Consider the following 11539-nt stretch of genomic DNA (forward strand, 5'->3'; position numbering starts at 1 on the left):
AATTATGAAACCTAAATATAAACAGGTTAAAAGAATGACAGCTTTTATGCGACTCAACCATTGGGTGGTCGCATTTAGTATGATTGGTGCAATTGTTACTGGTTTATACATAGGTCATCCTTATTATGCAACATTGATTGCTGAACCAGCGGTAGTAAAATATGTAATGGCATGGAATCGCTGGTGGCATTTTATCATTGCTATTATCTTTGATGTAAGTAGTATAGTAATCGCATATTTATACTTCTTCTCTCGCTTTGAAAAGCCGTATAAAAAGATTTTACCAACTAGTAGCAATATAAAAGAATTTATGGAAGTTCTTTTAAATCTCGTTACGCTTAACAGAAGAAAAAAGTTTGACTCTACACATTCAGATAGTTTCAATACAGTCTATTTTCTGATTTTTCATTTGTTGCTTGCGTGGATGCTTTTAACAGGATTACAACTTTATGTGCATGGTTTAGAATCCGGTCTCAGTTCTATTGGTAACTGGTGGCCGTGGATGCTTCACTTAGTAACAGATTGGACACTTCCTGTATCATCTTGGATGGTCGGTTCTACTGCAACAGGTGTAAATGTGATGGATGTTCGTATAGTGCATCATACGACTATGTGGCTTGTTATTGCCTGGATTGTGTTTCATATCTACTATCAAGTATGGCGTACAATTTTCTGGAAAGAAGGTGATATTGCTATTGTTGTTGGTGGTTCTAAATTCGTAAAAGAGAATAAAGCTTAGGCTTTATTCTCTTTTTATACCCTCTTCAAAATTTTCTTAAAGGTATCAAATGGCTTTTATCCTTGAACTAAGTATTACATCCAATCAAAAATACATTATGAATTATATAGTCGCTATTACAAGAGAATTTGATATAAATAGTGATATTGTAATGGAAGATGAAAAAATCGTTTGTGCTTTTGACTCAAAACATGAAAGACTTCAAGAGTGTCTTGACTCACTTGCACAAAGGCTTCCGGCATCACTTTTTTTAAAATCTTCATCGCATAGTGAAAATGAAATCACGCCAAAAAAGCTAGCAAAACTTGATATTAAATACCCATTAAACTTAGCTCTTTGTCCAACGTGTCAGAAAGAACTTTTTGATGTTAGTTCCCGTAGATACTATTATCCATTTATTTCTTGTAGTTGTTGCGGAGGCAATTATAGTTTTTTAAATAAATACCCTTATAAAAGAGAGAATACATCATGGAAATTTATTCGTCCATGTGATGAATGTGAAAAAGAAGTTGAAAGTGTTGGACTAAGAGAGTCTCATGTTTTAAATTCTTGCCATAATTGTGCAGTTCCAGTAAGATTAGTTAATAAAACAACGGAAAGATATGCAAATGATGCTGGTAGTTTTCGTACAATGTTTGAGGTTGCAGCTAAAGCTTTAGTAGATAAAAAAAAGTTACTTATGAAAACAACATTTGGATATAGATTATTTTATACAGTACAAAATAAGAATCATCATTCTATATTAATGATGATTAATGCATCTAAAATTACAGACTATCTGGCTTTAATTACAGAAGAGTTTAATGCATTGCTAAGTATAGAACGACCGATAATGCATGTAACGCTTAAAAGTGAAGAACTTAAAAATATTTGGGGAGCGAATACGGCTTATGTAAAGTATCCAGATGATGGTTTTACAATTTTACTTGGAACAGAATTACAAAAACTCGGGATAGACTTTATAGCTTATGAAGACGTAGATGAAAATTGTGATGCAGACATTTTGATGGATTACGATTTAGAAATCAACTCTCAACAAGATATGCGTTTTTTCCTCAACAAAGATATTCAATTTATTGCAGAAGGTGAACGTATTTCCTTCCCTTCACATAATTTAAGAGCTAAAAATCTTGTAAGTATTACAGAGGAGTATGCTGGAATACCACAGGGTGATGCAATGTTCTTTGACAAGATGGAACACCTTGACAGTGTAGAGGTTATGGGTGCTAATGTTTTAGAAGGAGATAATGAACGTTATCATGAGAAGCAAAAATACTTCAGTATTGATGAGGGAAGTTTTATGTCTGTTGTCGCTGAACATGATCTGTTTGGTAAAAAATGTGTAGGAGCGTATTTTGATGAAGAACCATCATTTTTATATTATGATGGTAGAAATGTACTTCGTATTGTACCTCCAAAGCATTTTGATAGTTCAAATATCTTGGACGAGATATCTTCTTTACGTGAGGGTTCAGATAGGCTTATAGAAAATCTAAAAAAGAAACTTCCAGAGATTTATAAAAAGCTTGAACTATTGCAAACAAGAGAGAATGTCAAACTCTTTGAAGCTGTAGCAATCATTTTAGGTTTAGATGAAGAAAATATGAAAGGTGTTTCTGTTGAAGCGATGAAGTTTGTTGGTAAGGGAGGCATTCAAATAGATACTCATGTGAAAGATAACCGTTTTGACCATGCGGCATTTCTCGCAAGTATTATTTCATACCAATTAGCAGGTGTGAGTAGTGTTATTTTAGCATACTCAATTTTTGAAAGTTTTGGAGACTATTTTTATGAAATTTTGAGTGAGCTTAAAGGTAAAACAAAAGCAACAGAAATTATTCTTTGTGGAACACATTTCGCAAACCAGTCACTTTTCTCACGTATGCAACGAAATCTTAAGATGACACCGCCATATATGAATAAAAACTATCCAATTGGCAAGGAGAGTGCAGTTGTCGGCGGCGTCTATATTTAAAAAGCGGATTAGACTTAATATTTATGGCATCGTTCAAGGTGTAGGTTTCCGTCCTTTTATATTTAATTTAGCAAATGAATTTGGGCTTCATGGTTTTGTTACCAATAGTGGAGATGGTGTCATTGTTGAGATAGAAGGAGATGATAAATCGCTTCAAGACTTTATAAAAAAACTTCTTGAATCCCCACCATTACTTGCTAAGATTGTTGATATTAAAGAAAAGCAGATAGATGTCAAGAATGACAACTCTTTTTGTATTGAAGATTCTAAAGCATCTAAACGATCAACGATGCTATCCGCAGATATTTCGCTTTGTGATGATTGTAGAAAAGAGATTGATAATCCTAAAGATAGACGATACAAATACCCTTTTATTAATTGTATAAATTGTGGGCCAAGATATACAATCATTAAGGAACTTCCTTATGATAGAAAAAATACTTCAATGCAAAAGTTTGAGATGTGTGATGAGTGCCAAATCGAATATGAGAATCCTCAAAACAGACGTTATCATGCACAACCAATAAGTTGTCATAACTGTGGTCCAAAATTACAATTTATAGATATTAGCAATAAAGGCCAAAAATACGATGATCATATCCTTGATAGAGCTATCGAAAAATTGGATGCTGGTGCATCAATTGCCTTAAAAGGTTTGGGTGGTTTTCATATAATTTGTGATGCAACAAACAGTGTAGCAGTAGCAACTTTAAGAATAAATAAGCATCGTCCGACAAAACCTTTGGCTGTTATGTTTAGTTCTTTATATGATATCAAGAAGGTTGCAAAACTTACGAAAAAAGATGAAGCACTTATTACTTCTAAAGAGCGGCCTATTGTTATAGTAACAAAGAAAGAGACATCGGTTTTAGCTGAAGAGATAGCACCGGGTATTGATAGAATAGGTGTCTTTTTACCCTACACTCCTTTACATGAGCTTCTTTTGAAAAAAATGAAAAGACCTATTGTCGCAACAAGTGCAAATATAAGTGATGAACCAATCATAACTGAGCTAAACGGGGTGTTACAAAAACTTCCTCTTGTTGTTGATGGTATTATTACACATGACAGAGAGATAATTAATGCCTGTGATGATAGTGTTGTAATGAATGTAGCAGACAGAACTATTTTTTTACGTTTGGCAAGAGGCTATGGACCAAAAAGTTTTTATCACCCAAATAAAATAAAGAGAAGAATTTTAGCTGTTGGTGCTAATCAGAAGAGTACATTGACATTGGCTTTTGAAAATAATATTATTATCTCTCCTCATATTGGCGATTTAAACTCCTTAAATGCTTTTGAGTATTTTACTCGGACACTTGATACTTTACAAAGAGTATATGATTTTAAACCAGATGTTATAGTATGTGACAAACACCCAAATTATGAAACAACACGATGGGCAAAAGAGTATATATCAGAAAATCCAGAAGTTAATTTAATAGAGATACAACATCATTTTGCACATGCACTTTCTGTAATGGCTGAATATGAATTATCTGAAGAGACTCTTGCTTTTTGTTTTGATGGTACAGGATATGGAGACGATAATACTTTATGGGGAGGAGAGGTACTACTTGCTTCACCTACATCATATACAAGGGCTTTTCATCTTCAGGAAATATATCTTTTAGGAGGAGAAAAAGCAATTAAGCAACCTAAACGCGTTGGGCTCTCTTTACTCTTTGATAACTATACTATAGAAGAAGTATTATCGATGGAACATCCTCTTGTAAAGAGTTTTACACCAGAAGAGATAAAAACACTTTATATAATGTTTCAAAAAAAGATAAATACACCAACAAGTTCTTCTATTGGTAGGCTATTTGATGCTGTTTATGCATTGAGTGGATTTGTTAAAGATTTAGGTTATGAGGGAGAAAGCGGGCTGATTATGGAAGGCTTAGCGCAAGAAAGTAATACGAAAGAGAGTTATAGCTATATTATAGAAGATGATACTATATACTACAAACCAATGTTGGATGAAATACTGCAAGAAACAAATAGAGAAATAATAGCTGCAAAATTTTTAAATACATTGTGTAATATAATATTAGAGATTGTTGAATATTATCCTAAGCTTCCAGTAATTCTCAGTGGTGGTGTTTTTCAAAATAAGTTTTTAGTTCATAAGCTTGTAAAATCTTTTGATGCCAAAAAGATTCGTTATTATATATCATCAACAATACCTGTAAATGATGGAAATATATCTTTGGGTCAAGCATATTATGGAATACATAAAGTGAAGGAAAAAAATGAGTAAAAGAGTTGCATTAATTGGTTCTGGAAATGCTTTTTTTAAAGATGAGGGAGTTGGTCTTTATGCTGCAAAATATATAAAAGAGAATTATTTTTTTAATCAGGATGAATTAGAAATAGTAGATGGTGGAACTCTTGGTTTTAAGTTAATGCCTTTATTGCAGGAGTTTGATGCAGTGATGATTGTTAATACTGCATCGGATGAGAGTAAAAGAGTAGGAGCAATAAGTATAAAAACAACAGATGAGTTTTTGGATGGTGAACTTGTCAAAAAAACAGCTAATGAAGTAGAAATTGCAGAAATGCTGCAAATTTGTTCAATGGCTGAGAGAATGGCTGAAACCATAGTTATTAGTATTGTGCCAGAGGATATTATATCAGTCGAGGTTTCTTTAACAGAAAATATTCGTAATGCTTGGGATGAGTATATTCAAACAATTATAGTTCAATTACAAAAAATGGGTATAGAGATATTGAAAGAAAATGAAAAATTGAGTTTAGATGCTATTTTGGATATCTTTGCAAACCCAAGTATTGAGCATTCTAGAGGTTTTTAATTCATTTTAAGATAAAATTCACTAAAATATGAATGTTCATTCAGTTTAAGATTATGGATGACAACTACGACACAATTTTCTCAAGTAGTGTAGTGAAAAAGTTTGTCATTTTACTTCCATATTAGGTTCAAAGTACGCTACACTACCTCTGAGGATTTTTAAATGTTTCAATTATTTCATCAAGCGTTATTTGCTCACTGTTTTTTGAAATTTTGATGTTGAGCTTTGTCGTAAGTATCTCTAAGAGCTTTTCTATATAAATTAAAAATTCTTTTCTCATAGTATTAGTAAGATCAATAGATACATCAATTTTTTCAGGAACAATACCAAACACACTTGATTGTGGCAATTCTTTTCCCATTAGTTCTAAAATATCAAAACACTGTAAAACACCTATTTCATGTGCACCACCAGAGTTTAATCCATAGCCTGTAAGTTTATCAGAGGGTATGTGGTAGATACTTCCTGGAGCATCATCTATTTCTATTGCATCAAGAATAAGTATATAGTCATACTCCATAAAAAGATTTAAAAGATTAATGCCTTCTACTCCACCATTAATTATATCAATATGGGGTGCAAAAGTGTAATTTTTTTCAAGATATTTTGTTGCATAGATTGCAACTCCATCATCAAGTTCTAATATATTACCAACACCTAAAATTGCAATTTTTTTCATACTTTAAAATACTCACTTATTAGTAAATTTATTGCTTCATCTTTTGAATGATTATACTTAAATTCAAACTCTTTTAGAAAATAGATAAAATGGTCACTTTTAATACCCTTATATATAATGATTGATTTTTCAAAATAATCCCAAAACTGTACTATATTATTGTGATGTTTAGAAACTTTTATGAGTCTACTGATACGTTTAAATTTATTAAACTCATGAAGATAAGTACTCTCTATACTGTCTTCTATCATTTTATTTTTATATTTGTGTAGTGATGGAAGGAGTAGTGTATAAATATGTCCATTATAATCAAAGGTAAGAAAATTATGTGCGTCAAATACTGCTTCTTGTTCATTTTTTTTAGACTTTTCTAAATAAAAATATTCTTCGTATTCACAATTTATATTTCGGTATTTTTCATATTCTTTTTCCGATATATTAGCGCAAAGAAAACGTAATTCTTCATAATAAGAATGTATTGACGTATATGAAACTTGCATTCTGTTTGCAAGCTGTAATGCACTTTCATTATTGATGTAAGCTTCGATGATTGTGAAGATCTTATTAATTTTGTTACGAGATATTTTTTTATTGCATTGAGAACATTTAATCCTGTTATCATTTAAAATGTAGACATATCCTTGACACCAAAGACACTTTTCTAACCATTGCATCTATTTAACCTTTTAGTTACCATTATTCCATTTAGTCCATAAAACATATAAGAAATAAGTTCTTTTATCTCTGTTTTACATAATATAATATAAAATCTTTTAAAACTGAATAAATATTCATTATTTATATTTTATAAGGGATCTTAATGGAATTAGGATACATGATAATTTTTTGGTATGGAATTTTACATGCTTTCGGGCCTGACCATCTGACTGCTATAGCAGATTTTTCTATTGGTAAGTCGATGAAAAAAACGATGACAATTACTATTGCATTCGCATTTGGACACGGAATGACACTTTTTATATTTGCAAAGCTTTTAGAATTGTATAATCTACCTGAAAATGTAACAGCTTATGGTGATTTGATATCTTCAATTGTCATTATTGGTATGGGGATATACTTACTTTATATGGTTTTAACAGATAAAGTACATCTAAATAAACATATGCATGAAGGCAAAGAACATATACATATTTACTTTGGTAAAGAGCACTCTCATAATGCTACAGTAGCATCTACTTCTGCATGGACTATGGGTGCACTGATGGGTATAGGTGGAGTACGAGGTATGCTAGTTACATTAGGTATGTTAAATGGTCATTCTATTGAGTTTAGCATGGTACTCGCTTTTATTGCAGGTGTTAGTTTGGTGTTTGTTAGTTTTGGAGGTGTGATTTTATATCTTAATAAAGAGCTTTTAACAAATAAAACAAATGTCAGAAAAGTTTTTGTAACTGCTGGTTTAGTATCTGTAGCAGTTGGAACAAATATGCTTTTAGCATAAATATAATGAAGGAGAATGATAAATAATGTGTGCAGATTGCGGATGTAGTATAACAGGAACAACTTTAGGGGATGGACATCACCATCATCATGACCATGGACACACTCATTCACATGATCATAGCCATGTCCACTCACATGAACATCAAGCGGCGCATGAAACATTGCACCACAACCCACAACTTAATGATAAGAAGACTATTAGTGTTATTACAAAAATTTTAGATAAAAACAATCATGAGGCAGCACATAATCGAGCTCATTTTGATAATCATAATGTTTTGAGTATAAATCTTATGAGTAGTCCGGGGAGTGGAAAAACAACACTTTTAGAGAATATGGCTGATATGGCTGATTTTAAATTTGGTGTTATTGAAGGAGATTTAGAAACTTCTCGTGATGCTGATAGAATTAAGTCTAAAGGAATCCCGGCTTATCAAATTCAAACAGGTTCAGCATGTCATCTGGATGCTTTTATGGTTCATAAAGGCTTACATGATATGCCTCTTGAAGAGATAGACGTATGCTTTATTGAGAATGTAGGAAATCTTGTTTGTCCAGCTTCATATGATGTCGGAAGTCATTTAAATATAGTTCTTGTATCGGTTCCAGAAGGAAGTGATAAAATAGAAAAATACCCTGTTATGTTCCGTCAAGCAGACTTGATTTTAATAACAAAAACAGATCTGTTACCATATTTTGATTATGATTTAGAACATGAGAAACAAGAAGCACGTAAAATTAAACCAGGCGTGGATATTTTAGAAGTAAATATTAAAGATAAAGTATCAATTCAAAGAGTAATTGATTGGATAGAGTTTAAAAGAAAGATGAGGAGTTAAAAGTATGTGTCTTTCAATTCCAAGTAAAGTTGTAGAATTAGATTTAGAGAGAAATGTTGCGATTGTTGATACAATGGGTGTAAAAAGAGAAGCTGGTTTAGAGCTTATGGAAGAGGGTGATGTCAAAATTGGCGATTATGTTCTTTTACACATCGGTTTTATTATGAATAAGATTGATGAAGAGGATGCATTAGAGTCGCTCAAGGTTTATAATGAAATTTTAGAGAAGCTTGACGAAGAAGAGAGGCGGCAACTTGTAGAAGAGGATGATAACTGTCCAAACAGAGGTGCATAATGGCTGAGTTACAGTTAAAAGATCTCTATGATGGTTTCCGTAATCCTGAAGTGATTCAAGGTTTTGCAAAGCTTATTAATGAAGAATCAAAAAAGCTTTCTCGTCCAATTAATATTATGGAAGTATGTGGTGGGCACACGCATTCAATTATGAAGTTTGGACTGCCACAGCTTCTACCTGATAATATCAACTTTGTTCATGGTCCCGGGTGTCCGGTCTGTATCATGCCAAAGGAGCGAATAGATCATGCTTACATTCTAGCAGAACTAGATGATACCATCCTTGTAACACTTGGAGATATGATCAAAGTTCCCGGAAGTCGTGGAAGTCTACAAGATGCTCGTGCAAAAGGTGCGGATGTACGTTTTGTTTATTCTCCACTTGATACACTCAAGATTGCACAAGAAAATCCAGACAAAAAAGTCATCTTTTTTGCCATTGGTTTTGAGACAACTACACCAATGACTACTTCTCTTATTGATATCGTTCTTAAACGTGGTATTAAAAATATATATTTTCACATCAATCATGTAACAGTCCCTGAAGTTATGGTGGAATTGATCGACAGTCGTGATGAGCATGTAGATAGTTACAACAATAGGATTGATGCATTTTTGGGACCAAGTCATGTAAGTGTGATTACAGGAAGTAAAATTTATGAGAAGTTTCCGCGTGATTATGGACGTCCTGTTGTTGTGGCTGGTTTTGAGCCGGTAGATGTGATGGAAGCTATTTTAATGATAGTTCGGCAATTTAACGAGAGACGATGTGAACTTGAAGTAGAATATAAACGTCTTGTATCATATGAGGGTAACCTTAAAGCGCAAGCTCTCATTAATCACTACTTTGAAAAAGCGAGTCTTTTTAAGTGGCGTGGACTTGGCAATGTATCTGATAGTGGGTATAAACTGCGTCCGGAGTTTGCTGATATCAATGCTGAGAAGATTTATGCTGATATACTCCCACGTGAGGAGATTGAAGATCATAAACTCTGTATATGTGGTGATATTTTGCGTGGGATGGCAAAACCAAATGAATGCACTATCTTTGGAACTACATGTAAGCCAAATACGCCACTTGGCAGCTGTATGGTCAGTAGTGAAGGGGCATGTGCCGCTTACTATAAATATGGAAATATTTTACAAGGATAAGCTATGTAAGATTTTGGAATGCTGCTTGTTTTTTTTGTAAGGTGTTCTTCATATCTTTGGTCCTAATCACCTTCCAACCATGGCTGATTTTTCAATAGGAAAAGATAAGAAAAAAACTTTGCCAATTACTGTTTTATTTGCAAAAATTCTTCTCGTATAAAATAAGGCTAAGATGAAGCAATATGTAATCATGGTATAAGTTTATTGTTGTTATTATCTTACAAATGAATACTTAATTAGTAAAAGGCAACTTAATGAATTTGTACTGGCTCCAAAGTGGCGGTTGTAGTGGCGATAGTATGTCGCTTCTTAATTATGAGGGAAATCTTTTTGAACTTTTTGAAAATATTGGGCTGGAGGTTTTATGGCATCCATCGCTTGCAAATATATCTCCAAAAGAGCATGATACACTTTTAGAAAACATTTTAAACGACACTAAAGAGCTTGATATTTTATGTATTGAGGGAAATGTTGTGATGGGGCCTGATGGAAGTGGAATGTTTGATACTTTTAGAGGGGAGCCAAAATATAAGCTTATCGAAAAACTCTCTCAAAAAGCTTCCTATATTGTAGCAGTTGGGACTTGTGCTTCTTTTGGAGGGATGGGGAGTTATGATGAGATGCAGGGGCTTGGTTTGGGGTACTTACATGAGAAAAAAGGTGGTTTTTTAGGTAAGGAGTTCCTTACAAAAAAAGGTTTGCCAATTATTAATCTCCCAGGATGTCCCATCCAACCAAAAGCACTTGTTACTATTTTACAAAAGATTGTTACAGACACTCCAATCAAACTCAATAAAAACTCTATGGATGAGTCTTATTATAACTTTACTGTGCATCAAGGGTGCACAAGGAATGAGTATCATGAGTATAAAGTAGAAGAGAATGACTTTGGAGAGAATGGGTGTATGTTTTTTCACCTTGGATGTAAAGGTCCAACCACAATGGCACCATGCAACAAATACCTGTGGAATGAAGTAAACTCCAAAACACGGGTAGGGGTGCCTTGTTTTGGATGTACTCGTCCAGATTTTCCACAACAGCATCCATTTTTTGAAACACAAAATATTGTAGGCACGCCACTTGAACTTCCAAAAGGGGTAGATCGTGCTCACTACTTAGCATATAAAGATATGGCATGGGCAGCTGCACCAAAAAGACTTGCAAAAAGGAAACAAAGAGTATGAGTAAGAGAGTTATTGAGCTTAATATCCCAGTCAATCGTGTTGAGGGGGATTTGGATATAAAAGTAAAAATTGAAAATGGTGTGATTGTTGATGCAAAAAGTATTGGTACACTCTATAGAGGTTTTGAAAATATTTTAATTGGGAAAGACCCTTTAGATGCTCTTGTTTATACCCCTCGTGTTTGTGGTATATGCTCTGTTTCACATCTTTTGGCAAGTGCAAAAACTTTAGAAAATCTTTATGAAGTTACCCCACCACCACAAGCTGTTCGATTGAGAAATCTATCTATACTCTCAGAAACACTACAAAGTGATTTACGACAACACTACTTAATGTTTATGGTTGATTTTGCACATAAATTTTATGAAGAAAAAAGCTTTTACACGCAGGCAAATGA

The 11539-nt window shown here is 33.3% G+C and carries 12 protein-coding genes; 10 read left to right on the plus strand and 2 right to left on the minus strand.

Annotation, left to right across the window (positions count from 1 at the left end):
* The first annotated feature begins 4 nt into the window (after positions 1-4).
* Genes MNY27_RS08735 through MNY27_RS08750 form a run of 4 tightly spaced genes read left to right on the plus strand, consistent with a single transcriptional unit; the run spans position 5 to position 5530 of the window.
* Positions 5-739, plus strand: a complete 735-nt coding sequence (locus tag MNY27_RS08735; RefSeq protein WP_346392161.1) for a cytochrome b/b6 domain-containing protein — start codon at positions 5-7, stop codon at positions 737-739.
* A gap of 49 nt (positions 740-788) precedes the next feature.
* Entirely contained in the window at positions 789-2714 is a 1926-nt protein-coding gene (locus tag MNY27_RS08740; protein WP_346392162.1) for a hypothetical protein, read from the plus strand.
* Entirely contained in the window at positions 2692-4977 is a 2286-nt protein-coding gene (hypF, locus tag MNY27_RS08745) for a carbamoyltransferase HypF (protein ID WP_346392163.1), read from the plus strand. Before MNY27_RS08740 ends, hypF begins: the two co-directional genes overlap by 23 nt.
* A complete protein-coding gene (locus MNY27_RS08750; RefSeq protein ID WP_346392164.1) occupies positions 4970-5530 on the plus strand; it encodes a hydrogenase maturation protease in 561 nt (186 codons plus the stop codon). The genes hypF and MNY27_RS08750 overlap by 8 nt, the downstream gene beginning before the upstream one ends.
* Before the next feature lie 142 nt (positions 5531-5672).
* Here MNY27_RS08750 and MNY27_RS08755 read toward each other — a convergent pair whose 3' ends face one another.
* Together MNY27_RS08755 and MNY27_RS08760 are read right to left on the minus strand one after the other, a co-directional pair.
* On the minus strand, positions 5673-6209 hold the full coding sequence (locus MNY27_RS08755; RefSeq protein WP_346392165.1) for a HyaD/HybD family hydrogenase maturation endopeptidase: 537 nt from the start codon (positions 6207-6209) through the stop codon (positions 5673-5675).
* Positions 6206-6883 (minus strand): transposase, encoded by a 678-nt coding sequence (locus tag MNY27_RS08760; protein ID WP_346392166.1) that lies wholly within the window; start codon positions 6881-6883, stop codon positions 6206-6208. Before MNY27_RS08760 ends, MNY27_RS08755 begins: the two co-directional genes overlap by 4 nt.
* Before the next feature lie 146 nt (positions 6884-7029).
* Here MNY27_RS08760 and MNY27_RS08765 point away from each other — a divergent pair, with 146 nt between their 5' ends.
* The 6 genes from MNY27_RS08765 to MNY27_RS08790 form a co-directional block, all read left to right on the plus strand.
* The gene (locus MNY27_RS08765) at positions 7030-7671 is read left to right on the plus strand and encodes a hypothetical protein (RefSeq protein ID WP_152184902.1); all 642 of its coding nucleotides are present in this window, start codon (positions 7030-7032) and stop codon (positions 7669-7671) included.
* Positions 7672-7696: 25 nt separating this feature from the next.
* Entirely contained in the window at positions 7697-8512 is an 816-nt protein-coding gene (hypB, locus tag MNY27_RS08770) for a hydrogenase nickel incorporation protein HypB (RefSeq protein ID WP_346392167.1), read from the plus strand.
* A 4-nt stretch (positions 8513-8516) separates the two neighbouring features.
* Positions 8517-8807 (plus strand): HypC/HybG/HupF family hydrogenase formation chaperone, encoded by a 291-nt coding sequence (locus MNY27_RS08775; protein WP_152184904.1) that lies wholly within the window; start codon positions 8517-8519, stop codon positions 8805-8807.
* Positions 8807-9958, plus strand: a complete 1152-nt coding sequence (hypD, locus tag MNY27_RS08780) for a hydrogenase formation protein HypD (RefSeq protein WP_152184905.1) — start codon at positions 8807-8809, stop codon at positions 9956-9958. The genes MNY27_RS08775 and hypD overlap by 1 nt, the downstream gene beginning before the upstream one ends.
* A 254-nt stretch (positions 9959-10212) precedes the next feature.
* A complete protein-coding gene (locus tag MNY27_RS08785) occupies positions 10213-11142 on the plus strand; it encodes a hydrogenase (protein ID WP_346392168.1) in 930 nt (309 codons plus the stop codon).
* Positions 11139-11539: nickel-dependent hydrogenase large subunit (locus MNY27_RS08790; protein ID WP_346392169.1), on the plus strand; the 401-nt coding region annotated here is incomplete at its 3' end. The genes MNY27_RS08785 and MNY27_RS08790, both read left to right, overlap by 4 nt.

This window comes from Sulfurimonas sp. NWX79 (assembly GCF_039667035.1).
In the GTDB taxonomy this organism is placed as follows: Bacteria; Campylobacterota; Campylobacteria; order Campylobacterales; family Sulfurimonadaceae; genus Sulfurimonas; species Sulfurimonas indica.

What these genes read in the sequence shown, in the direction of transcription:
- hypD (WP_152184905.1), top strand. Translation starts at nt 8,807, where the DNA reads ATGGCTGAGTTACAGTTAAAAGATCTCTATGATGGTTTCCGTAATCCT.
- MNY27_RS08735 (WP_346392161.1), top strand. Translation starts at nt 5, where the DNA reads ATGAAACCTAAATATAAACAGGTTAAAAGAATGACAGCTTTTATGCGA.
- MNY27_RS08760 (WP_346392166.1), bottom strand. Translation starts at nt 6,883, where the DNA reads ATGCAATGGTTAGAAAAGTGTCTTTGGTGTCAAGGATATGTCTACATT.
- MNY27_RS08765 (WP_152184902.1), top strand. Translation starts at nt 7,030, where the DNA reads ATGGAATTAGGATACATGATAATTTTTTGGTATGGAATTTTACATGCT.
- MNY27_RS08750 (WP_346392164.1), top strand. Translation starts at nt 4,970, where the DNA reads ATGAGTAAAAGAGTTGCATTAATTGGTTCTGGAAATGCTTTTTTTAAA.
- MNY27_RS08755 (WP_346392165.1), bottom strand. Translation starts at nt 6,209, where the DNA reads ATGAAAAAAATTGCAATTTTAGGTGTTGGTAATATATTAGAACTTGAT.
- MNY27_RS08775 (WP_152184904.1), top strand. Translation starts at nt 8,517, where the DNA reads ATGTGTCTTTCAATTCCAAGTAAAGTTGTAGAATTAGATTTAGAGAGA.
- MNY27_RS08740 (WP_346392162.1), top strand. Translation starts at nt 789, where the DNA reads ATGGCTTTTATCCTTGAACTAAGTATTACATCCAATCAAAAATACATT.
- hypB (WP_346392167.1), top strand. Translation starts at nt 7,697, where the DNA reads ATGTGTGCAGATTGCGGATGTAGTATAACAGGAACAACTTTAGGGGAT.
- MNY27_RS08785 (WP_346392168.1), top strand. Translation starts at nt 10,213, where the DNA reads ATGAATTTGTACTGGCTCCAAAGTGGCGGTTGTAGTGGCGATAGTATG.